Annotated in this window: 22 protein-coding genes and 1 pseudogene; 12 read left to right on the top strand and 11 right to left on the bottom strand. The window is 69.0% G+C overall.

What is annotated here, in order from left to right; translation table 11 throughout:
• Positions 1-21 precede the first annotated feature (21 nt).
• The gene (locus M8A51_RS12050) at positions 22-489 is read left to right on the top strand and encodes a hypothetical protein (protein WP_251778710.1); all 468 of its coding nucleotides are present in this window, start codon (positions 22-24) and stop codon (positions 487-489) included.
• A gap of 22 nt (positions 490-511) precedes the next feature.
• On the opposite strand, the gene hslO is transcribed toward M8A51_RS12050, so the two are convergent.
• Entirely contained in the window at positions 512-1498 is a 987-nt protein-coding gene (gene hslO, locus M8A51_RS12045) for an Hsp33 family molecular chaperone HslO (protein WP_259371962.1), read from the bottom strand.
• 19 nt (positions 1499-1517) lie between these two features.
• Positions 1518-2042, bottom strand: a complete 525-nt coding sequence (locus M8A51_RS12040) for a gamma carbonic anhydrase family protein (protein WP_251778709.1) — start codon at positions 2040-2042, stop codon at positions 1518-1520.
• A gap of 38 nt (positions 2043-2080) precedes the next feature.
• Between M8A51_RS12040 and M8A51_RS12035 the strand changes: the two genes are divergently transcribed.
• Positions 2081-2881, top strand: a complete 801-nt coding sequence (locus tag M8A51_RS12035) for a ferritin-like domain-containing protein (RefSeq protein WP_251778708.1) — start codon at positions 2081-2083, stop codon at positions 2879-2881.
• A 3-nt stretch (positions 2882-2884) separates the two neighbouring features.
• Here the strand turns inward: M8A51_RS12035 and M8A51_RS12030 are convergent, their stop codons facing one another.
• From M8A51_RS12030 to M8A51_RS12020, 3 genes are read right to left on the bottom strand one after another with little or no spacing between them, the layout of a single operon-like run.
• The gene (locus M8A51_RS12030; RefSeq protein ID WP_251778707.1) at positions 2885-3484 is read right to left on the bottom strand and encodes a MarC family protein; all 600 of its coding nucleotides are present in this window, start codon (positions 3482-3484) and stop codon (positions 2885-2887) included.
• Between the two features lie 44 nt (positions 3485-3528).
• Positions 3529-4422: a site-specific tyrosine recombinase XerD gene (gene xerD / locus M8A51_RS12025; RefSeq protein WP_251778706.1), complete on the bottom strand. Its 894-nt coding sequence runs from the start codon at positions 4420-4422 to the stop codon at positions 3529-3531.
• A 53-nt stretch (positions 4423-4475) separates the two neighbouring features.
• On the bottom strand, positions 4476-5447 hold the full coding sequence (locus M8A51_RS12020; protein ID WP_251778705.1) for a tripartite tricarboxylate transporter substrate binding protein BugE: 972 nt from the start codon (positions 5445-5447) through the stop codon (positions 4476-4478).
• Positions 5448-5661: 214 nt separating this feature from the next.
• Here M8A51_RS12020 and M8A51_RS12015 point away from each other — a divergent pair, with 214 nt between their 5' ends.
• Positions 5662-6564, top strand: a complete 903-nt coding sequence (locus M8A51_RS12015) for an AEC family transporter (protein WP_251778704.1) — start codon at positions 5662-5664, stop codon at positions 6562-6564.
• Here M8A51_RS12015 and queG read toward each other — a convergent pair.
• Positions 6552-7652, bottom strand: a complete 1101-nt coding sequence (queG, locus tag M8A51_RS12010; protein ID WP_251778703.1) for a tRNA epoxyqueuosine(34) reductase QueG — start codon at positions 7650-7652, stop codon at positions 6552-6554. The two genes, M8A51_RS12015 and queG, sit on opposite strands and share 13 nt — an antisense overlap.
• On the opposite strand from queG, the gene tsaE reads away from it, so the two are divergent.
• Positions 7647-8117, top strand: coding sequence for a tRNA (adenosine(37)-N6)-threonylcarbamoyltransferase complex ATPase subunit type 1 TsaE (tsaE, locus tag M8A51_RS12005; protein ID WP_251778702.1), 471 nt, complete (start codon positions 7647-7649; stop codon positions 8115-8117). The two genes, queG and tsaE, sit on opposite strands and share 6 nt — an antisense overlap.
• Complete coding sequence (locus M8A51_RS12000; protein ID WP_251778701.1) at positions 8114-9484, top strand: N-acetylmuramoyl-L-alanine amidase; 1371 nt, start codon at positions 8114-8116, stop codon at positions 9482-9484. The genes tsaE and M8A51_RS12000 overlap by 4 nt, the downstream gene beginning before the upstream one ends.
• Before the next feature lie 134 nt (positions 9485-9618).
• On the opposite strand, the gene M8A51_RS11995 is transcribed toward M8A51_RS12000, so the two are convergent.
• A complete protein-coding gene (locus M8A51_RS11995; RefSeq protein ID WP_251778700.1) occupies positions 9619-10266 on the bottom strand; it encodes a DedA family protein in 648 nt (215 codons plus the stop codon).
• An 82-nt stretch (positions 10267-10348) separates the two neighbouring features.
• Between M8A51_RS11995 and mutL the strand changes: the two genes are divergently transcribed.
• From mutL to M8A51_RS11980, 3 genes are all read left to right on the top strand, one after another.
• Positions 10349-12175 carry a DNA mismatch repair endonuclease MutL gene (gene mutL, locus M8A51_RS11990; protein WP_251778699.1) on the top strand — a complete coding sequence of 609 codons (1827 nt, stop codon included), beginning with the start codon at positions 10349-10351 and terminating at the stop codon, positions 12173-12175.
• A gap of 114 nt (positions 12176-12289) precedes the next feature.
• Positions 12290-13144: an alpha/beta hydrolase gene (locus M8A51_RS11985; RefSeq protein ID WP_251778697.1), complete on the top strand. Its 855-nt coding sequence runs from the start codon at positions 12290-12292 to the stop codon at positions 13142-13144.
• 336 nt (positions 13145-13480) lie between these two features.
• Positions 13481-14209, top strand: a complete 729-nt coding sequence (locus tag M8A51_RS11980) for a pseudouridine synthase (protein ID WP_251778870.1) — start codon at positions 13481-13483, stop codon at positions 14207-14209.
• A gap of 72 nt (positions 14210-14281) precedes the next feature.
• Here M8A51_RS11980 and M8A51_RS11975 read toward each other — a convergent pair whose 3' ends face one another.
• Genes M8A51_RS11975 through M8A51_RS11965 form a run of 3 tightly spaced genes read right to left on the bottom strand, consistent with a single transcriptional unit; the run spans position 14282 to position 15941 of the window.
• Entirely contained in the window at positions 14282-14494 is a 213-nt protein-coding gene (locus M8A51_RS11975) for a hypothetical protein (RefSeq protein ID WP_251778696.1), read from the bottom strand.
• 15 nt (positions 14495-14509) lie between these two features.
• Complete coding sequence (locus M8A51_RS11970) at positions 14510-15487, bottom strand: PA2778 family cysteine peptidase (protein ID WP_251778694.1); 978 nt, start codon at positions 15485-15487, stop codon at positions 14510-14512.
• Positions 15488-15512: 25 nt separating this feature from the next.
• Entirely contained in the window at positions 15513-15941 is a 429-nt protein-coding gene (locus M8A51_RS11965) for a PA2779 family protein (protein WP_251778693.1), read from the bottom strand.
• Positions 15942-16177: 236 nt separating this feature from the next.
• Between M8A51_RS11965 and M8A51_RS11960 the strand changes: the two genes are divergently transcribed.
• The 4 genes and pseudogenes from M8A51_RS11960 to M8A51_RS26530 all read left to right on the top strand — a co-directional run bounded on the left by M8A51_RS11960 (position 16178) and on the right by M8A51_RS26530 (position 19730).
• The gene (locus tag M8A51_RS11960) at positions 16178-17431 is read left to right on the top strand and encodes a multidrug effflux MFS transporter (RefSeq protein ID WP_251778691.1); all 1254 of its coding nucleotides are present in this window, start codon (positions 16178-16180) and stop codon (positions 17429-17431) included.
• Complete coding sequence (gene miaA, locus M8A51_RS11955) at positions 17428-18429, top strand: tRNA (adenosine(37)-N6)-dimethylallyltransferase MiaA (RefSeq protein ID WP_251778689.1); 1002 nt, start codon at positions 17428-17430, stop codon at positions 18427-18429. Before M8A51_RS11960 ends, miaA begins: the two co-directional genes overlap by 4 nt.
• Positions 18426-19088, top strand: coding sequence for an ABC transporter ATP-binding protein (locus M8A51_RS11950; protein ID WP_280926085.1), 663 nt, complete (start codon positions 18426-18428; stop codon positions 19086-19088). Before miaA ends, M8A51_RS11950 begins: the two co-directional genes overlap by 4 nt.
• Positions 19089-19302: 214 nt before the next feature.
• Positions 19303-19730 (top strand): annotated as a pseudogene (locus M8A51_RS26530) (oxygen-binding di-iron domain-containing protein).
• Here M8A51_RS26530 and M8A51_RS11935 read toward each other — a convergent pair.
• Positions 19718-20542 carry a GGDEF domain-containing protein gene (locus M8A51_RS11935; protein WP_251778685.1) on the bottom strand — a complete coding sequence of 275 codons (825 nt, stop codon included), beginning with the start codon at positions 20540-20542 and terminating at the stop codon, positions 19718-19720. The pseudogene M8A51_RS26530 and the gene M8A51_RS11935 sit on opposite strands and share 13 nt — an antisense overlap.
• Between the last annotated feature and the right edge of the window lie 49 nt (positions 20543-20591).

The raw sequence follows: 20591 nt of genomic DNA, 5'->3' as shown, positions 1-20591 counted from the left end.
TTTTTCTTTGCCGAGGGCGAGGTGAACCGCTGCATTGCGCTCGCTGGGGCGCCGGGCACCGGGGTCGAGTTCCTGCAGGCGGGGCTTGCAGCCCGATTGGCCGATGCCGGAACGCCTGCACGGCTGGTGGACATCACGCCATGGCTGCTGGGCCATGCCGACAGCCGGGCGCCGGAAGCCGACCGCCTCTGCTGCCTGCTGGCAGGCGTGGATGCAGCGACGGGGGTGGATCGCCGCGCGGCCGAAACGATTGACGCGCAACTGCGGCTGGCACTCGGGGCCGCGTCGTGGCCGTACAGCGTGGTCTACGGGCGCGTCGAGCAACGGGTCGATACCGCATGGCGGCTGCTGCAGCCGCGGCTGTTCGCCAGCGTCTCACGGCTCGCGACGGTCGCCGACACCGTCCCCCAGAGACTGCGCCCGTGCTGCCTCGAATGCCTGGTGCCCGAATGCGAGCACCGGCTGTTCAGGTTCGCATCGAAACCGTGAGGTTCGAACCCGAGCCGGCCCGCTACTGGATGGAGGACGACGATGGCGGCTGGTTGCGCTCGTCGGTGAACAGGCTGCCGACGTCGATCGCGTCGAAATGGTAGTGCTCTCCGCAGAACTCGCAGACGATCTCCACCCGGCCCTGCTCAACGACGATACCGTCGACTTCCTCGCGCCCCAGGCCTCTGAGCATCTGGCCGACGCGCTCACGTGAGCAGCTGCACGCGAAATGGGGCCCGTCCTCGCCGGTCAGCGGCTCGAAGCGGCGCACCGATTCTTCCCAGAACAGACGGTGCAGGATGGTGTTGGCGTCCAGCGTCAACAGCTCCTCGCTCGTCAGCGTGCTCGCCAGGTGCGAAATGCGGTTGAAGGCTTCGTTGAGACCGATCTCGTCCTCGTTGCGTTGCGCAGCCAGGTTGCCCTCCCCTTCGATCGGCAGGCGCTGGATCAGCAGGCCGGCGGCGACCTGGTCGTTGGCGGCCAGCACGAGCTTGGTATCGAGCTGTTCGGACTGCAGCATGTAATGCTCCAGCACCTCGCTGATCTGCTGCAGCGGCTCGCGCCGATCACCGTGCAGGGGCACGACACCCTGGTAGGGCTGCTGGCCCGGCAGGCGGTCCTTGGGGTCGAGCGTGATGGCGCAACGGCCCTTGCCGTGCACGTTGACGAGCGCCTCGAGCTGTGCGTCGTCGCCCACGTCGCCGATCACCGTGGCGGTGGCGCGCAGCGCCAGGTCGGGCTGGACTTCCGCGACCGCGAGCTTGACCGGGCCATCGCCGGAGATCTGCAGGACCAGCGCACCGTTGAACTTGATGTTCGACTGCATCAGCACGCCGGCCGCAGCCATTTCGCCGAGCAGATGACGCACCGGCTGCGGAAAGGCGCCCGCCTGCTCGCGCCGCTGCAGGATGTCCTGCCAGGCGTCGGTCAGGCGCACCAGCATGCCGCGCACGGGCAGGCCTTCGAACAGGAATTTGTGCAGTTCGCTGGAGGAGGTGTTCGTGGTCAACGGTATTCCAAAGTTTGTGTCAGCCGATCTTCTTGAGACCGGCCTTGAAGCGGCGGGCATTCTCGACGTAATGCCGGGCGCCTGCCTGGAAGGCCGTGATCTGCTCGGGCGTGAGCTGCTTCACGGCCTTGGCCGGTGAGCCGAGGATCATCGAGCCGTCGGGGAATTCCTTGCCTTCGGTGACCAGGGCGCCGGCACCGACGATGCAGTTGCGGCCGATCCTGGCACCGTTCAAGACCACGGCCTGGATGCCGATCAGCGTACCGTCGCCGACAGTGCAGCCATGCAGCATCGCCTGGTGGCCGACGGTAACGTTCTCGCCAAGGGTGAGCGGCTGGCCCGGGTCGGCGTGCAGCACCGAGTGGTCCTGGATATTGGTGCCGCGCCCGATACGGATGGTCTCCACGTCGCCGCGCACCACCGAGCCGAACCAGACGCTGGCGCCCTCGGCCAGCTCGACCTTGCCGATGACCTCGGCACTGTCGGCCACCCAGGCGGTCTCGTGAACGTCGGGCGCGTGCTCGTCGATCTGGAACAAGGCCATTTCAGTCCTTCGTCGCGGGGAAACCGATAATTGTAAGGATGAGCCCCCGCCGACGCGCCCTCGAGATCCTTGCCCTGAAAGACCCTGAGGAGAAAGCCCGCGAAGCCCGCGAGCTGCAGGCCCGATGCGAGGCCGGGACCGACTGGGCGAGCACCGAGCGGCCGGTGCCTGCGGGCGTCCTCCCCGGCCGGCCCGAACGCCCTGCACTGGTGCCGCCGGACAGCGTGCCGCGCCGCTCGCCGTTCACGCCCGAGGGCCGCGCGGCGCTGCTGCACGCGATCGCCCACATCGAGTTCAATGCGATCAACCTCGCGCTCGACGCCGTCTGGCGCTTCGCGGACATGCCGCCGCGCTTTTATGCCGACTGGCTGCGGGTGGCCGCCGAGGAAGCGTTCCATTTCACGCTGCTGCGCGAGCACCTGCACACCCTGGGCCACGACTACGGCGATTTCAGCGCGCACGACGGCTTGTGGGCGATGACCGAGAAAACCCGCGATGACATCGTCGCGCGCATGGCACTGGTGCCGCGCACGCTGGAAGCTCGCGGGCTGGACGCAACCCCCTTGATCCAGGCCAAGTTGCGCAAGGCCGGCGACGAACGTGCGGTGGAGATCCTCGACATCATCCTGCGCGACGAGGTAGGCCACGTCGCGATCGGCAACCACTGGTATCGCTGGCTGTGCGAGCGCGACGGGCTGGACCCGGTGTCGCACTACCGGGTGTTGACCGAACGCTACCAGGCCCCGAAGCTGAAGCCGCCCTTCAACCGCGAGGCTCGCAAGCGCGCCGGGTTCAGCGACGAGGAACTGCGGTATCTCGAAGGCGACGGCGGCACCTGAGGGCTACAAGTCCCCGAGGAAGTAGCGCTTCAGGCCGGCCAGAATCATCTCCACCGAGATCGCGGTCAGCACCAGCCCCATCAGTTTCTCCAGCGCGCTGACCACCGAATCGCCAAGGAAACGGCGGATGCGGTCGGCCGACAGCAGCACCACGCCGGAGACCACCATCGCCCCGGTCAGTGCGCCGATCCACTCCATCAGCAAATCGGGCTGCCGCGAGGCCAGCAGCAGCACGGTCGCCATCGCCGAAGGCCCCGCCATCAGCGGCACCGCGAGCGGAAAGATGAAGGGCTCGCGCTCGGCGTCTGCGGCATAGATCGACTCGCCGCTGGCGAAGATCATGCGGATCGAGATCATCAACAGGATCACGCCGCCGGCCACCTCGAGCGACCGCTCCGACAAGTGCATCAACCGCAGGAAGGCCTCGCCGGTGAGCATGAACAGCAGCAGCACGCCGAAGGCCAGCGCCACCTCGCGCATCGCCACCCATCGGCGCCGCTCGGGCGCGACGTTGCGCAACACCGAGATGAAGATCGGCAGGCTGCCGAAGGGGTCGAGCACCAGCAGCAGCAGGATGAAGGCGGAAGCGAAGGTGTGGTCCATGGCAGGCGATTGTGCGCGAGGCCGCGCCGCGCGACGGAACGGCTTCAACCGCGCGGATGGTGCCTGGCGTGCAACGCCTTCAGGCGCTCGCGAGCGACGTGGGTGTAGATCTGCGTCGTCGAAATATCGGCATGCCCCAACAACAGCTGCACCACGCGCAGGTCGGCACCGTGGTTCAGCAGGTGGGTCGCGAAGGCATGCCGCAGCGTGTGCGGCGACAACGGCACCGCGATACCGGCTTCACGGGCGTGCTTCTTGATGAGCGTCCAGAACATCTGCCGCGTCATGCCGTCGCCGCGGTGGGTGACGAACAGCGCGTCGGTGGTGCGCGGCCCGAGGATCTCGGCGCGTGCCGACGCCAGGTAGCGGCGCAGCCAGGCGTGGGCCTCTTCACCGAAAGGCACCATCCGTTCCTTGCTGCCCTTGCCCATCACGCGCAGCGCGCCTTCGTCGAGGCCGACGTGCACTGTCTTCAGCGTCACCAGTTCGCTGACGCGCAGCCCGCTGGCGTACATCAGTTCGAGCATGGTGCGGTCGCGCAGGCCCAGCGGCGTGTCGACGTCGGGTGCGGCAAGCAGCGCTTCGACCTGCTGTTCGCTGAGCGTCTTCGGTACGCGCATCGGCTGGCGCGCGGTGCTGAGCTTCAGTGTCGGATCGGCGTCGACGAGCCGCTCGCGCAGTGCCCACCGGAAGTAGCGGCGGAACACCGCGAGCCGCCGGTTGGCCGAGGTGGCCTTGGTCGCCGCCCGCTCGACGGCATAGGCCAGCAGGTGCGTCTCGGTGGTGCGGTCGAGGGCCAGGCCTTCGCTGCCCGCCAGCCAGGCACAGTACAGCGTCAGGTCGCGCCGGTAGGCGGCCAGCGTGTTCGTCGACAGCCCTTCCTCGATCCAGAGGGCGTCGATGAAGCGGTCGATGGAAGCCTGGCTGTCGGGGTGCACGAATGAAAACGCCGCCCGGACGGAGCGGCGTCGCGTCGATGGACGGCGAGAGCTTACTCGAGCTTCAGCTTCTGTTGCTCGACCACCTTCTTGTAGACCTCGAACTCGGCCTTGGTCTGTGCCGCGAACTCGGCCGGCGTGTTGCCGACCACCAGCGAGCCGGTGTCCTCGATGCGCTTGCGCACGTCGGGGTTCTCGAGCGTCTTCCTGGCTGCCTCGGAGAGCTTGTCGACCACGTCCTTCGGCAGGCCCTTGGGCGCGTGGAACCCGTAGTAGGCCATGCGGTTGACCGGTTCCAGCCCCACTTCCTTGAAGGTCGGCACGTTGGGCAGCACGGTCAGGCGCTGGGGTGCCGCCACGACGATGGGGACCAGCCGGCCGTCCTTGATGAAGGGCAGCGCCGACGGCAGGTTGTCGAAGATGATCGGCACCTGGCCGGCCACGGTGTCGTTCAGCGCCGGGCCCGCGCCGCGGTACGGGATGTGCGTGATGAAGGTGCCGGACAGCGACTTGTACAGCTCCATCTGCAGGTGGCCGATGCCGCCGGTGCCGGAACTGGCGAAGCTGTACTTGCCGGGGTTCTTCTTCAGTTCGGCGACGAAGCCCTTGTAATCCTTGGCCGGGAACGACGGGTGCACCGCGATCACGTTGGGCGTGGCCGCGATGTTGATGATCGACGTGAAGTCGGTCAGCGGGTTGTACGGCGTCTTGGGGTTGATGGCCGGGTTGGACGCCGTCGTCGAGACGGTGGCCATGCCGATGGTGTAGCCATCCGGCGCGGCCTTCGTGATCTCGTTGGCACCGATGATGCCCCCGCCGCCCGCCTTGTTCTCGACGATCATCGGCTGGCCGAGCTGCGGCGTGATCTTGTCGGCGATCACGCGGGCGACGATGTCGGTCGTGCCACCGGGCGCGAACGGCACGACCAGGCGCACCGGCTTGGTCGGGTAGCCTTGCGCCCAGGTCGAGCCCGCGGCCAGTGCCAGGGGCATCGCGAGGGCGGCCAGCAAGTGTCTACGCTGCATGTGTGGGTCTCCTTGTTCGAACGGGGAATGGCGATGCGCGGATCATGCACCGAATGCCGCGGCACCACTGCGACATGTTGCCGGACGCAACGGCTTTTCCCTATGGTGTGCACGAAAATTCCCCCGGGGATTGTGGGAACTACGAACCGGGTCTGCCCTGAGACGCACGCCCGCGCTGGCACACTCAGTCGGCCTTCTTCGCTGGTCCTTGCCGATGTCCGACGCCCTGCTGCTGCTGCCCGACTTCCTGTTGATCGTCTGCGGGTTCCTGCTGTGTCGCTACAGCGCGCTCGACCGGCCGGTGTGGGACGCGGTGGAGCGGCTGGTGTACTACCTGCTGTTCCCGGTGCTGCTGTTCAACTCCATCGTGCGCAGCCCGCTGGAGATCGGCGAGACGCTGCCGCTGGCCGGGGCCGGCCTCGGCATCGTCGCGACCGGTATTGCCGCCGCCTATGCGCTGCGCAGGTGGCCGGGCGTCGATGCGAAGCTGCACGCCTCCGGCGCGCAGGTCGCCTTTCGCTTCAATTCCTATGTCGCGCTCGCGCTGGCCGAGAAGCTGGGCGGTGCGCAGGGCGTGGCCTGGACCGCGCTGCTCGTCGCGCTGTGCGTACCGCTGTGCAACTTCGCCGCCGTTTACCCGCTGGCCCGGCACGGCGGGCACCATTTCTGGCGCGAGATCGTGCGCAACCCGCTGATCGTCAGCACCGTGGCAGGTCTGGTGGCCAACCTGCTCGGCATCCGCTTCGTCGACCCGGTCGCACCGATGCTGCAGCGCATCGGCCAGGCCGCCCTGCCGCTCGGCCTGATGGCGGTGGGCGCCGGGTTGAAACTGGGTGGTTTGTGGGCCGGGCCCGGGCTTGCGGCCGGCCTGCTCGGCATCCGCCACGTGCTGTTGCCGCTGACGGCGCTGGCCCTCGTGTGGCTGCTCGGCGTGCCGGCGGCGCAGCAGCCTGTCGTCGTGGCCTTCGCCGCCATGCCGACCGCCTCCAGCGCCTATGTGCTCGCGATGCGCATGGGCGGCAACGGGCCTTACGTTGCCGGCCTGATCACCTTGTCGACGCTGCTCGGCATGGCGTCGATCCCGCTGTGGCTGGCGTTGCTGCGTCAGCTGTGGTGAGCCTGTGCGCGCTGCGCCAGCGCCCAGTCGATGTGCTCGGCCACCAGTTCGCTCGCACTGCTGCGCGCCGCCAGCAGCGCCGCGACGATCTCTGCCGAAGGCTGCATGCGCAGCGCATTGCCGAGCGCGATGGCCAGGTTGCGCCGCCAGCGCTCGTAGCCGATGCGCCGGATTGCACTGCCTTCGGTGTGATGCAGGAAGTCGGGCTCGCTCCATCCCCACAGCTCGAGCAGGCCCGGGTGCGTCAGCGCGGGCCGCGCATCGAAGTCGGGCAGCATGGACCGCTGCGCGTACTTGTTCCACGGGCACACCAGTTGGCAATCGTCGCAGCCGTAGATGCGGTTGCCGATCAGCCGCCGCAGTTCGTGCGGGATCGGTCCGTCGTGCTCGATGGTCAGGTAGGAGATGCAGCGCCGCGCGTCGAGCCGGTGAGGCGCGACGATAGCCTGCGTCGGGCACACGTCCAGGCACGCCTGGCAGGAGCCGCAATGCGGGCTGACCGGCTCGCTCTCTGGCAGCGCAAGGTCGACGTAGATCTCGCCGAGGAAAAACATCGAGCCCGCCTCGCGGTGCAGCACCAGCGTGTGCTTGCCGCGCCAGCCCTGGCCGCTGCGACCGGCAAGCTCGGCCTCGAGCACCGGCGCGGAATCGGTGAAGACGCGATGGCCGAAGGCCCCCAGCCGTTCGGCCATGCGATCGGCCAGCTTTTGCAGCCGCTGGCGCATCACCTTGTGATAGTCGCGACCGCGTGCATACACCGACACCACCGCCTGCTGCGGCTCGCGCAGCCGCTCGAACTCGACTGCCTGCCAGCCTTCGGGGGTGTGCCGCGGCAGGTAATCCATGCGCGCGGTGATCACGCTGACGGTGCCGGGCACGAGTTCTGCCGGGCGAGCTCGCTTGAGACCGTGAGCGGCCATGTAGCCCATCGAACCGTGAAATCCTGCGGCGAGCCAGGCCTGAAGGCCGGCTTCCGCGCCGCGGAGGTCGACGCCCGACACGCCGATCTGTGAAAATCCGAGCTCGTGCGCCCACTGACGGACCTCGGCCAGCAGGGCCGCACGATCGACGACCTTGGATTGATGCATCCACCGATTCTAGGAACCCGCCAGCTCCTGTGGCCCGACGAGGCCGCGTGTGCGGCCTTTGCCCGGGCGCTGGCCGAGAAGCCCGAGATCCGCAACGCCTTCATCGAGCTGCAGGGGGCCTTGGGCGCCGGCAAGACCACGTTCGTGCGGCACCTGTTGCGCGCGCTCGGTGCCGCCGGCCGCATCAAGAGCCCCACCTATGCGGTGATGGAGCCGTATGAATTGCCGTCGCTGCACGCGTGGCACTTCGATTTCTATCGCTTCGACGACCCCCGCGAATGGGAAGACGCCGGCTTTCGCGAGGTGTTCACGAGCCCGGGCCTGAAGCTCGCCGAGTGGCCCGACCACGCCGGCCCGCTGCTGCCGGCGCCCGACCTGCGAATGGAACTTCAGGTGTCCGACAACGACCAACGCCACGTGATGCTCACTGCCCTGACCCCCGCCGGGGCGGCGCTGCTGCCATGACGACGACGTCGATCAAGCGCCGCAACTTCGTCGTCGGCAGCGGCAGCCTCGTGCTGCTGCTGGCCGCTCCGCAACTCGCCTACGGCGCGACCATCGTCGCGGTGCGTGTGTGGCCATCGTCCGACTACACCCGCGTCACGCTCGAAAGCGACACCCATCTCGTCGCCCGGCACTTCATGATCGGCGACCCGCACCGCATCGTGATCGACATCGACGGGCTCGAGCTGAGCCCGACGCTGCGCGACATCGTCGGCAAGGTGCAGTCTGACGACCCCTACATCGCGGGCGTGCGCATGGGGCAGAACCAGCCGCGTGTGGTGCGTCTGGTGATCGACCTGAAGCAGGCCGTGGCGCCCCAGGTGTTCACGCTCGCGCCGGTCGCCGCCTACCAGCACCGGCTGGTGTTCGATCTCTACCCCACGGTGCCGCCCGACCCGCTGCTGGCGCTGATCCGCGAGAGGGAGCAGGCCGAAAAGCAGGCCCAGGCCGCGATGGACGACGCGCTCGGCGACTTCATCGGGCGCATGGGGCCGCCCGATTCGCAGCCGCCGGTCGCCGCGGCCCCTCCTGCATCGGCTCCCCCGGTGCCAACGCCCGGCCCCACCGCGCCGGTCACCCGCCGCGCCGAAGTCGATCCGGGCACCCTGAAGAAGATCGACCGGCTCGTGATCGTTGCGCTCGACCCAGGCCATGGCGGCGAGGACCCGGGCGCGATCGGGCCGAGTGGCCTGAAGGAAAAGGACGTGGTGCTGCAGGTGGCGCGCAAGCTGCGCGACCGCATCAATGCCGAACCCAACATGCGCGCGATGATGACGCGCGACGCCGACTTTTTCGTGCCACTGCACCAGCGGGTCGACAAGGCGCGGCGCGTGCAGGCCGACCTGTTCATTTCCATTCACGCCGACGCCTTCATCACGCCCAAGGCGCGGGGCGCCTCGGTGTTCGCGCTGTCCGAGCGCGGCGCGACGAGCACCGCAGCGCGCTGGATCGCCAACAAGGAGAATGCGGCCGACCTGGTCGGCGGCGTCAACATCAAGCACAGCGACCGGCACGTGATGCGCGCACTGCTCGACATGTCGACCACCGCGCAGATCAACGACAGCCTGCGCATCGGCCACGAGGTGCTCGGCCAGATCGGCCGCGTCGGCCGGCTGCACAAACCGCGCGTCGAGCAGGCCGGCTTTGCGGTGCTGAAGGCGCCTGACGTGCCGTCCATCCTGGTCGAAACGGCCTTCATCTCGAACCCGGAAGAGGAGTCCAAGCTGCGCAGCGCGACCTACCAGCAGGAACTGGTCGACGCGATGATGAAGGGCATCAAGCAGTATTTCGCGAAGAACCCGCCGTTGGCGCGCAACCGGCAGGTCTAGCCGGCCCACCCCTACGGCCTGCGGCCGCCCCTCAAGGGGCGACACCAGCGGACCGGCAAAGCCGGCTCCGCGGTGTCACTCGATGACGGCGGCCCCGCCACCAGTGGTTCTTCTGAGGGTCGCTTCGTGAGGGCTTACGCCACCGGCGCGCTGCGGCGGGTTTTCCAGGCGCCGAAGATCGCGATCAGGCCGGGGATCAGGATCAGGCCCCAGATGATCTTGCTCAGGTTGTCCTGCACGAGGGGGAGATTGCCGAACAGGTAGCCGGCGACGGTGATGCCGACGACCCACAGCACTGCGCCGATCACGTTGTAGAGGGTGAACCTGGCGCGGTTCATCTCGGCGACGCCGGCCACGAAGGGCGCGAAGGTGCGAATGAACGGCATGAAGCGCGCCAGGATGATCGTGATGCCGCCATGGCGCTCGTAGAACGCATGTGCCTGGTTGAAGGCCGCCTTGTTGAAGAAGCGCGACTGCTCCCAGCGGAACACCTTGGGGCCGAAATAGCGGCCGATGCTGTAGTTGAGCTGGTCGCCGGCGATCGCCGCTGCGAGCAGCAGGCCGATCGACAGGGACAGGTCCATGTGGCCGGCGCCACACATGGCGCCGACGACGAACAGCAGCGAATCGCCGGGCAGGAACGGCATCACCACCAGCCCGGTCTCGACGAACACGATGGCGAACAGCAGCGCATAGACCCAGGCGCCGTACTGCTGCACGAAAGCGGCCAGGTGCTGGTCGACGTGCAGGATGAAGTCGATGAGGAAGGTGACCAATTCCATGGCGCGGATTATCGCGGTGTGCCGAGACAGGGCGGTAAGGCCCTGTAGCGGCACGGCGGCGGTGCTTCCCTAGAATGCCGGCATGAATGCCGTCCCCGCTCCCGTCGCGCGCCGCCCGATCCGTGAACTGCCCGACGAACTCATCAGCCAGATCGCCGCCGGCGAGGTGGTCGAGCGCCCGGCCTCGGTGGTGCGGGAGCTGGTCGACAACGCGCTCGATGCCGGCGCCAGCGAAGTGGGCATCAAGCTGCTGGCCGGGGGCGTGCGCAGCGTCGTGGTCGAGGACAACGGTTGCGGCATCGTCGAGGGCGACCTGCCGCTGGCGCTGCGTCGCCACGCAACCAGCAAGATCGCGTCGCTGCCCGACCTGGAATCGGTATCGACGATGGGTTTTCGCGGCGAAGCGCTGGCCGCCATCGCGTCGGTGGCCGACGTGTCGGTGCTCAGCCGCACGGCCGAAGCGGCGCACGCCTGGCGGCTGGATGCGCGCTCGGGCGAGCTGGCCCCCGCCGCACGCGGGGTCGGTACCAGCGTCGAGGTGCGCGAGCTGTTTTTCAACACGCCCGCGCGACGCAAGTTCCTGAAGACCGACGCCACCGAGTTGGCGCACTGCGTCGAAGCGGTGCGTCGCCACGCGCTGGCGCGTCCCGACGTGTCCTTCGCCGTCTGGCACGAGGGCAAGCTGGTGGAGCAATGGCGCCGCGGCACGCCCGAACAGCGTGTGAAGGACGTGCTGGGCGACGATTTTGTCGGGCAAAGCCGGGCGGTCGAGGCGCGCGTCGGGCCGGTCACGATCACCGGCCGCGCCGGCACGCCGGACGCCGCGCGCGCGCGGGCCGACCAGCAGTACTGCTATGTCAACGGCCGCTACGTCCGCGACAAGCTGCTGGCGCACGGCGTGCGCTCGGCCTACGAGGACGTGCTGCACGGCGGCCGCCAGCCGACCTATGTGCTGTTCGTCGAGATTCCGCCCGACCGCGTCGACGTGAACGTGCATCCGACCAAGATCGAGGTCCGCTTTCGGGAGTCGCGTGAAGTGCACCAGGCGGTGCGGCACGCGGTCGATGCGGCGCTGGCGGCTTCGCGCGCACTGGCCGCACCGGAAGGCACGGCCGCGCCATCGCTGGCCTGGCCCGCCGCAGCACCCTCTGCTGCGCCTCGCGCCGGCTTCGGCCCGGCTGCCGCGTGGGCGCCACCGTCGGCGCAAGGCAGCCTCGGTCTGCAGCAGGCGGCCGTGCTCTACGCGCGCGAAGCTCCGCCGGCATGGCAGCCTTCGGCCGCGGCGGCGCCCTCGGCACCCGCGCCAGCATGGGCCGACGCCGACGCCTGGCCGCTGGGCCGCGCGGTCGCGCAGATCGGCGGCATCTACGTGCTGGCCGAGAACGCACACGGCCTGGTGATCGTCGACATGCACGCGGCGCACGAGCGCATCGTCTACGAGCAGTTGAAAAGCAACCTGGCGGCCCAGCGCATCGAGACGCAACCGCTGCTGATCCCCGCCACCTTCTCCGCCACGCCGCCGGAAGTGGCTGCCGCAGAGGCACAACGCGAGGCGCTGTTGACGCTGGGCCTCGACGTCACGCCGCTCGGCCCCGGCACGCTGGCGATCCGTTCGCGCCCGGCGGCGCTGGCCGACGCCGACGTCGTCGAACTCGCCCGCAGCGTGCTCGCCGAGCTGGCGCAGTACGACGCCAGCAACGTGATCCAGCGCGCCCAGCACGAACTGCTCGCGACCATGGCCTGCCATGGCGCCGTGCGCGCCAACCGCAAGCTGACGCTCGACGAGATGAACGCGCTGCTGCGCGACATGGAGCGCACCGAGCGTGCCGACCAGTGCAACCATGGCCGCCCGACCTGGCGGCAGCTGACACTGCGGGAACTGGATTCCCTGTTCATGCGCGGGCGTTGATTCCCGCGCTCGAAGAACAAGCCAAAAAAGAACGTGAAGGGTTGCGCACCTTGGTGTGCACCGGCACCGCCCGGCCCTGAACTTTCGGTACGCTGGCCGGGTCTTTCTTCCGCCATGACGTCCCTCCTCCGCCACGGCTGGCGCCTCGCGCTGGCCCTTGCCACCTTGTTCTCGCTGCTCGCGGGCTGCTCGGCACTCGACACGCAGCAGCGTCGATGGATCTTCCAGCCCGAAACCGAATCGTGGCGCAGGGGCTTGCAGGCAACCGAGGGAATGGCGGACGTATGGATCGAATTCGCGTCGCAGGAAACCGGCCAACCGGCCCGACTGCACGCGCTGTGGCATCCCCGGCCCGAGGCGAACGCGCCCGTGCTGCTGTATCTGCATGGCGCCCGCTGGGGCGTCAACGGCAGCGCGCACCGGGTGCGCCGGATGCAGTCGATGGGCTTCAGCGTGCTCGCGATCGACTACCGCGGCTTCGGCCGCAGCAGCGCCGCACTCCCCTCCGAATCGCTGGCCCACGAAGACGCGGGCGCCGCCTGGGACTGGCTGGCACATCGATACCCGGCACAGCAGCGCTACATCTTCGGCCACTCGCTGGGCGGCGCGATCGCTGTCCACCTCGCTTCCGAGGTCGCGGACGTGCAAGGCCTGATGCTCGAGGGTACGTTCACGTCGGTGGCCGACGTGTTCTCGACCATGCGCTGGGGCTGGTTGCCGGTGAGCTGGCTGATCACGCAACGCTTCGATTCGGCCGAGCGCATCGCGCGCGTCCGGGCGCCGGTGCTGGTGGTGCACGGCAGCGACGACACCCTGATCAAGCCCGAACTCGGCCGGGCGCTGTACGAGAACGCCTCGGAGCCGAAGCGTTGGGTGCTGGTCGAGGGCGGCTCGCACCACAGCACCCACTCGGTCGGGCAGGCGCATTACGAGGAAGCACTGAGGGATCTGTTCGGCTGGAAGCCCTGAGGGGGCCGCGCGTCGTGGTCCAATCGTGGTTTCCGGTGTGACCCCACGATGACCCAGCGCCCGAAGATTTCCCTGCCGCCGGCGGCCAAGAAGGCCGAGAAGCGGCGCGACCGGCCGCCCGTGCGCGGCATCGGCTCCGCGCCGCGCTCGCGCACGATGAAGCCGGCTGCCGCGACGCAGCCGCACACGCCGCCCGAAAAACGCGAGCCGCGCGCCGAGCCTGCTGCCACGCGGCCGGTTCCCACACCGCCCGTCGCTGCACCGCCAGCGCCCGCCCGGCCTGTCACCCGCGCCGCACCAGCCGCGGACGAACAACACCCGCGCCTGTCGAAGCGCATGAGCGAACTCGGCCTCGCCTCGCGCCGTGAAGCCGACGAGTGGATCGCGCGCGGCTGGGTGCGCGTCGACGGCGCGGTCGTCAGCGAACTCGGCGCACGGGTCTCGCCCGAGCAGCAGATCACCGTCGACCCGGCTGCCAGGGCCTTCCAGGCCCAACTCGTCACGGTCTTGCTGAACAAGCCGATCGGGTATGTGAGCGGCCAGGCCGAAGACGGCTACGAGCCGGCGGTGACACTGGTCACGCCGCAGAACCACTGGAACGGCGACCCGACCGGGCTGCGCTTCAAGCGCGAACACCTGCGCAACCTCGCGCCCGCCGGCCGGCTGGACATCGACTCGGTCGGGCTGCTGGTGCTGACGCAGGACGGCCGCATCGCGAAGCGGCTGATCGGACACGACTCGGAGATCGAGAAGGAATACCTGGTGCGCGTGCAATACGGCCGGCCCGGGCCGGTGCGCGACGTCTTCCCCGAGGCCGACCTGGGCACGCTCAACCACGGTTTGTGGCTGGACGGCAAGCCGCTGCTGCCGGCCAAAGTGTGGTGGCAGAACGAGGATCAGCTGCGCTTCGTGCTGCGCGAAGGCAAGAAGCGGCAGATCCGGCGCATGTGCGAAGCCGTGGGGCTGAAGGTGGTCGGGCTCAAGCGCGTCCGCATCGGGCGCGTGATGCTCGGCGACCTGCCGCCGGGCCAGTGGCGCTATCTGCGCGGCGACGAGACGTTTTGACGCTCCCCCTGCGCGCTTCGTGCGCCCCCAGGGGGGACGCCAGCGGCGCGGCGCGCGGCGGCGACGCCAGGCTCACTTCTTCAGGCCCACGACCAGCAGCACGACGCCGGCCGCCAGCGCCAGGCCGCCCGACCATGTCGGCAGGCGCTTCTCGGTCTGCACCTGCGCCTTGAACTCGCCCAACTGGAACACGGTCTCGTTCGACGAAAACGACAGCCCGTTGAACAGGATCACGCCGCCGAGCACGATCAAGGCCGCTCCCACGACCGCCAGAACGGTTTTCATGCTGACTCTCTCCGACTATGGCTTGGTTTGTTGCTGTGCGGCTTCGACCTTGCGCAGCAGTTTGTTCGCTTGCGCCGACCAGTTGCCGCCGAGTTCGACCGCGCGGCGCGCGGCGGCCTCGGCTTGCGACAGGTGGCCCAGCTCCAGCTGGACCAACCCGAGGTTGACCCACGCGGCGCCGTGCTCGTGGTGCCGGGCCGTGGCTTCGAACACCTCGGCCGCCTCGCGTTTGCGCCCGGCAGCATACAACGTGTTGCCCTGCCCCATCAGCAGCGTCACGTTGGCGGGCCATCGCTGCACTGCAGCGGTATACGCACGCGACGCCAGCTCCGGAGCCGCCACCCGCTCGAAGGCCACCAGCGCGCGGGTCATCTCGGCTTCGCCGGCCGTCACCGGCACCAGCCCCGGCGCCACCGCCACGAAAGCCCAGTACGCCGAGCGTGCCCAGGTGTGCTCGAACGTGCGCAGGCTCATCACCATGCGGCGCTCACGACCGGAACGCAGCAGCACCGTGCGCTCGTCGAGGTCATAGCCGACCGCGACGGCGTAGTGCCACACCGGTGACACCGCGAGCCCCAGGTTCTGCAGGATGACGACCGGCGTGCCCGCGGCCAGCTCGCGGCACAACGCCTCCAGCTGCGGCGGCAGCATGACCGCGACCCCGCCCTGCCGCCGCGTCGCGGCAAGCATCTCGGCCTGCAGCGACCCTTCGCGGCCGGGCAGGTACACCTGCGGCACCAATTGCGGCGGCGTCGCAGCGACGCCTGCCGCCTGCAGCACCGCTGCCAGCGACTCCGGGCCGCAAAGGAAGCGCTGGTCCTGGGGAAAGAACGGCACCTGGGCGAGCTCGACGCGCCGGGGCAGCCCGGCAGCCACCGCACGCGTGTCGAGCAGCTCGGCCGTCTGCGTCGCGCAGCCTGTCAGCGAGACGGCGCCGAAAGCGGCCACGCCGGCCAGCAGCCGGCGTCGTTCGCGCTGCGGTGGATTCGTCATCCGCGCGGCCGCTTGCCCCGCGCCTTCAACGCACCGAGCGGGTGAACGGGAAAATCTTCGTGAAGCCGAGGATGTCGGTGATCAACAGCAGCACGAACACGAAGATGATCGCGCCGATCACGTCGCCGCCGGCCGGTGCCGAATCGATCTGCGCGACCAGCGCTGCAGCTTCCTCGTCGGTCAGCGCGGCGACGCGCTCACGGGCCTGCTCGGGCGTGACGCCCCACTCCTGCAGCTTGGCCAACAACTCGGGCCGGTCGAGGTGGCCGGCGAGCGCGTCGCGCTGCGTCTGTCCGGCCGCCGTGCGTGCCTGCGCGGCGGCCTCCTGAGCGACCTGTTCGGTCGAGATCAGCGTGGCATGCGCCGGCTGCGCAAAAGCCGTGAGGCCCACGCAGAGCGACACCGCACAGGCCGTGCTGCGCAGGAAACGCGAAACCGAGAACATCGACGACATGGCAGGACTCCTTGCGTGCGGGTACATCGTGGTCTGAGGCCGGGCCGACCGCCCGCATCGGTGGCCGCGCCGCAGGCATTGTGGGATCAGATCCCGTTCGACCCGATGCGGCGAACGTGAGCGTATGTGTGAAACCGTAAGCCCGACTCAGTCGAGGCCTGACGGCTGGCGAGGCTTCACTTCGTCGGGTGCGCAGCACGCACGGGCACTGCGGTCGCCTCTGCTACGCTGCCGGGATGCCGCCGTCCTCCGTTACGTCCTCTGCACCCGCACCGCTCGAACGCCCCCATCCGCGCAACGAAACCGTGGTGCTGGCGCTGGTGCTGCTGCTCGGCACGCAGCCGATCTCGACCGACCTCTACCTGCCTTCGCTGCCGTCGCTGCCCGGCCTGTTAGGGGTGCCGATCGCCACCGTGCAGCTCACGTTGAGCGTGATGATCATCAGTTTCGGCGCCGCCCAGTTGGCGCTCGGTCCACTGGCCGACCGGCTGGGCCGCCGACCGGTACTGCTGGGGGGGCTGGTGCTGTACACGGCGGCCAGTGCGCTGGCGATCGCCGCGCCGCACATCGCGTGGCTGATCACGTGCCGCGCGGCGCAGGGCATCGGCATGGCTGCCTGCGTGATGTGTGCGAGGGCGATGCTGCGAGACTTCTACGCCCCGCACGAGGGTGCGCGCGTGCTGGCGCGCGCGATGGTGTGGATGAGTGCGATCCCGCTGCTCGGGCCGATGTTCGGCGGGGTCATCGAGACGACGCTCGGCTGGCGCGGCGCGTTCGCGACGCTGACGGTCTTCGGCGCCATCGGCCTCGCCTTCGTCGGCCTGCGGTTGCCGGAAAGCATCGGGCGGCGCGACCCGCACGCACTGCGTTTCGGCCCGCTGCTGCGGCACTGGGGCGAGATCCTGCGGCACCCGACCTTCTGGGCCTACACCGCGGTCGCAAGCTTTACCTATGCCGGGCTGTTCAGCTTCATCGCCGGCTCGTCCTTCGTGCTGGTCGACGTGCTGGGCCTCACGCGCCGGCAGTTCGGCGTCGCCTTCTCGCTGGTGGTCTCGGGCTATCTCGTCGGCTCGTTCTGGTGCCAGCGCCTGATCCCCCAGCGCGGCCTGGTGCGCACCATACGGCTCGCCGCCTTCCTTTCGCTGGCCGCGGGGGTGTCGATCGCAGCGCTCGCGCTGGCCGGCGTGCACCACCCGCTCGCGTTGATGGTGCCGCAGTTCGTCTATCTCGTCGCGCACGGCATCCACCAGCCTTGCGCCCATGTCGGCGCGGTCGGGCCGTTCCCGGCGCGCGCCGGCACCGCGGCAGCGCTGTCGGGCTTCCTGTGCATGGTGCTGGCCTTCGCGACCGGCAACTGGATCGGCTGGAGCTTCGACGGCACCGTGTATCCGCTGGCACTGACCATCGCGTTCTGGTCCGTGCTGCTCACTTTCGCCGCGCTGGTGCTCGTGCGCCGCCACGGCGAGCCGCGACCGGCCGCAACGGCATGAGCGCAGCCCGGCAGACGCCCGAAGGGGCGAACTCTCTCCCGGAGGGACCGACACCCGCGAGGCCGCACTATGTCTGCGTGGCAGGCCCCACCGCATCGGGCAAGACCGCTGCCGCGCTGGCCGTCGCGCAGGCACTGCCGATCGAGATCGTCAGCGTCGACTCCGCGCTGGTCTACCGCGGCATGGACATCGGCACCGCGAAACCCGGCGCCGACGAACTGGCCGCCGTGCCTCATCACCTGATCGACATCATCGAACCGAACCAGACGTACTCGGCCGCGCAATTCGTCGCCGACGCCAAGCGCCTGGTCGACGAGATCCGTGCGCGCGGGCGGCTGCCACTGCTCGTCGGGGGCACCATGCTGTATTTCAAGGCGCTGTTCGACGGCATCGACGCGCTGCCCGCTGCCGATGCCGCCGTCCGTGCCGAGATCGACGCCGAAGCCGCACGCATGGGCTGGCCGGCCCTGCACGCCCAGCTCGCGCGGCTCGACCCGGCCACCGCCGCACGCCTGTCGCCGAACGACGCGCAGCGCATCCAGCGCGCGCTGGAGGTCCATCGCGTCTGCGGCCGACCGCTGTCGGCCTTCCACACCGACCGCTTTTCCGCGCCCTCGTCGATCGGCGCGGCAGCCCCGTTGATCTCGCTCGAACCGCACGACCGGGCGTGGCTGCATCGGCGCATCGCGCAGCGCTTCGAACAGATGCTGGCCGAGGGCTTCATCGGCGAAGTACGGCGCTTGCGGGCACGAGCTGACCTGACGGCGGCCATGCCGTCGATGCGCTGCGTCGGCTACCGGCAAGCCTGGGAGATGCTCGACGGGCTGTTCCCGCCCGAGCACCTCGCCGAGCGCGGCGTCGCCGCCACGCGCCAGCTGGCGAAACGCCAGCTCACCTGGCTGCGCGGCATGCCGCACCGACAGGTGGTGGCCTGCGATGCCCCCGACGCGGTCGAGCAGGTGGTCGCGCGCGTGCAAGCCGCGGTGGGAAGCGCATGACGCTGGTGCTCGACGTGCGCGGACTCGCGAAGCGCTACGGCGACGAGCGCGTGTTCGAGGGCGTTGACCTGCAGGTTCGAGGCGGCGAGTTCGTCGCCATCCTCGGCGAGTCAGGTGTCGGCAAATCGACGCTGCTCAACTGCATTGCCGGGCTCGACGTGCCGGATGCCGGCGAGGTGCATGTGCAGGGCCTGAACGTCACCCGGGCCAGCGAGGCGGAACAGGCACAGTTCCGGCGCCGACAGGTGGGCTTCGTGTTCCAGGCCTTTCATGTGCTGCCGCATTTGAGCGTGGCGCAGAACGTGAGCCTGCCCTTGTTGCTGCTCGGCACACCGGACGACGCGCGTGTCGAGCAGGCACTCGCGGCGGTCGGGCTTGCCGGGCTCGGGCAGCGGCTGCCGCAGCAGTTGTCGGGCGGGCAGCTGCAACGGGTCGCCATCGCGCGTGCATTGATCCATCGGCCGGCGTTGTTGCTCGCCGATGAGCCGTCCGGGAATCTCGATCCGGCCACGGCCGGGCAAGTGATGGGGGCGTTGATGGAGCAGGTACGCGGGCAAGGGGCGGCGTGCGTGTTGGTGACGCACTCGCGTGGGGCGGCGGCGATGGCGGATCGGGTGGTGCGGTTGACGGCAGGCGGGGTGGTGGACGGGGCTGTGTAGGCCGGGGCTGGGGTGCTTATGCTGCTCGCTGACGGCTGACTGCTGCTTGTAACGCTGTGCTCCATTGTGCTGCCGTGCCGGGAGTCCGCCCCGGCAGGCGGGTGACTTTCATTTGGCTGGCCTGTTCAGACTGGACACATGGGCAACACCTGCCTGATAGCGCTTCGTGCCGCACTTCTGCAAGCCGGGCAAGACCGAAGGCCGCATCGTCGGCATGCCCGACGAGGGCATGGACGTCCCCATCGGCGGCTCGTGCCTGATCGCGCTGCCGGCGCACTTGCTGCACGCGGAAGGCAACTTCCGGTTCTACGATCCGACGAGCCGCATCCTGTTCTGGGGTGACCTGGGCGGCTCGATGGGGCTGGACCTGAAGCCGAGCGAGTTCGTCACCTGGCAAAGCGCATCCCGTACAAGGAAAACTTCCACCGGCGCCCGATGGTTTCGAACAAGGTGCTGCGCCGCTGGGCGAACAGGGTGCGCACGCTGCCGATCGAGATGATCGTGCCGCAGCACGGGGCCCCGATGAAAGGCAAGGCGGTGCACGAGGTGATCGAGCGGGTGCAGGCCTTGAGCTGCGGCATCGACCTGATGACCGACGCGAACGACAACGTGCCCCGCGCTCCGCTGCGTCAGGTGCCCTGAGCGCCGGCCAGCCACGGCCGGTCGGCGTTCCAGCTGCACACGCGGTTGCGGCCGCTGCGCTTGGCGTCGTAGAGCGCGATATCGGCCTCGTGGATCAGCGCGTCGAGCGTCGGCGTGTCGGCACGAAGAGCCGCGACGCCCAAACTCACCGTCGCCTCGACCTTCTGCTCGCGCCATTGGATCGCCAACTGCGCGACCCGTTCGCGGATGCGCTCGGCCATCGTCAACGCGCCGGCCAGGCCGGTCTGCGGCAGCAGCACGATCAGTTCCTCGCCGCCGAGGCGCGCGATGACGTCGGTACCGCGCAAGCTGTCGCGGCAGGCCAGCGCGATCTGGCGGAGCAGCGCGTCGCCGCACTGGTGTCCATGCGTGTCGTTGACGCGCTTGAAGTGGTCTGCGTCGATCAGGATCAGAGACATCGGCACACCATAGCGGCGCGCACGCAGCAACTCGACTTCAGCCACCTCCATGAAGTAGCGCCGGTTGTAGCTTCCGGTGAGTTCGTCGGTGATCGCCAGCTGACGGATCTGCTGGCGCGACGATTCCAGCTCATAGAGCAGCTTGAGCACCGCGTAGCCGGCTGCCGGGGCGATGGTCAGCACGCACAGCGACGCGATGGTCATGCCAAGGGCCAGCGACCCGCGTTGAAGCGCGAACTGCACCAAGAAGGTGATGCACAGCGCTGCCAGCCAGATGCCGGCCGTGAGCACCGTCAGCGCGCGTGGCAGCCCCAGCCCGAGCACCCAGCCACGCAAGGTGATCCAGCGTCGGCGGCGGTCGGAGGGACCGCCTGCGAGAGGGGGAGAAAACACGGCGCGGCGCCTCGCAGCGGTGACGACAAGCAAAAAGCCAAGCAACGAA

Source organism: Caldimonas mangrovi (assembly GCF_023721835.1).
Lineage (GTDB): Bacteria > Pseudomonadota > Gammaproteobacteria > Burkholderiales > Burkholderiaceae_C > Caldimonas > Caldimonas mangrovi.
The sequence above is the reverse complement of the archived record's forward strand: the minus strand, read 5'-3'. Positions and strand labels throughout refer to the sequence as shown.

What these genes read in the sequence shown, in the direction of transcription:
- M8A51_RS12040 (WP_251778709.1), bottom strand. Translation starts at nt 2,042, where the DNA reads ATGGCCTTGTTCCAGATCGACGAGCACGCGCCCGACGTTCACGAGACC.
- M8A51_RS12035 (WP_251778708.1), top strand. Translation starts at nt 2,081, where the DNA reads ATGAGCCCCCGCCGACGCGCCCTCGAGATCCTTGCCCTGAAAGACCCT.
- M8A51_RS12030 (WP_251778707.1), bottom strand. Translation starts at nt 3,484, where the DNA reads ATGGACCACACCTTCGCTTCCGCCTTCATCCTGCTGCTGCTGGTGCTC.
- M8A51_RS12020 (WP_251778705.1), bottom strand. Translation starts at nt 5,447, where the DNA reads ATGCAGCGTAGACACTTGCTGGCCGCCCTCGCGATGCCCCTGGCACTG.
- M8A51_RS12015 (WP_251778704.1), top strand. Translation starts at nt 5,662, where the DNA reads ATGTCCGACGCCCTGCTGCTGCTGCCCGACTTCCTGTTGATCGTCTGC.
- tsaE (WP_251778702.1), top strand. Translation starts at nt 7,647, where the DNA reads ATGCATCCACCGATTCTAGGAACCCGCCAGCTCCTGTGGCCCGACGAG.
- queG (WP_251778703.1), bottom strand. Translation starts at nt 7,652, where the DNA reads ATGCATCAATCCAAGGTCGTCGATCGTGCGGCCCTGCTGGCCGAGGTC.
- M8A51_RS12000 (WP_251778701.1), top strand. Translation starts at nt 8,114, where the DNA reads ATGACGACGACGTCGATCAAGCGCCGCAACTTCGTCGTCGGCAGCGGC.
- M8A51_RS11995 (WP_251778700.1), bottom strand. Translation starts at nt 10,266, where the DNA reads ATGGAATTGGTCACCTTCCTCATCGACTTCATCCTGCACGTCGACCAG.
- mutL (WP_251778699.1), top strand. Translation starts at nt 10,349, where the DNA reads ATGAATGCCGTCCCCGCTCCCGTCGCGCGCCGCCCGATCCGTGAACTG.
- M8A51_RS11985 (WP_251778697.1), top strand. Translation starts at nt 12,290, where the DNA reads ATGACGTCCCTCCTCCGCCACGGCTGGCGCCTCGCGCTGGCCCTTGCC.
- M8A51_RS11980 (WP_251778870.1), top strand. Translation starts at nt 13,481, where the DNA reads ATGAGCGAACTCGGCCTCGCCTCGCGCCGTGAAGCCGACGAGTGGATC.
- M8A51_RS11975 (WP_251778696.1), bottom strand. Translation starts at nt 14,494, where the DNA reads ATGAAAACCGTTCTGGCGGTCGTGGGAGCGGCCTTGATCGTGCTCGGC.
- M8A51_RS11970 (WP_251778694.1), bottom strand. Translation starts at nt 15,487, where the DNA reads ATGACGAATCCACCGCAGCGCGAACGACGCCGGCTGCTGGCCGGCGTG.
- M8A51_RS11965 (WP_251778693.1), bottom strand. Translation starts at nt 15,941, where the DNA reads ATGTCGTCGATGTTCTCGGTTTCGCGTTTCCTGCGCAGCACGGCCTGT.
- M8A51_RS11960 (WP_251778691.1), top strand. Translation starts at nt 16,178, where the DNA reads ATGCCGCCGTCCTCCGTTACGTCCTCTGCACCCGCACCGCTCGAACGC.
- miaA (WP_251778689.1), top strand. Translation starts at nt 17,428, where the DNA reads ATGAGCGCAGCCCGGCAGACGCCCGAAGGGGCGAACTCTCTCCCGGAG.
- M8A51_RS11950 (WP_280926085.1), top strand. Translation starts at nt 18,426, where the DNA reads ATGACGCTGGTGCTCGACGTGCGCGGACTCGCGAAGCGCTACGGCGAC.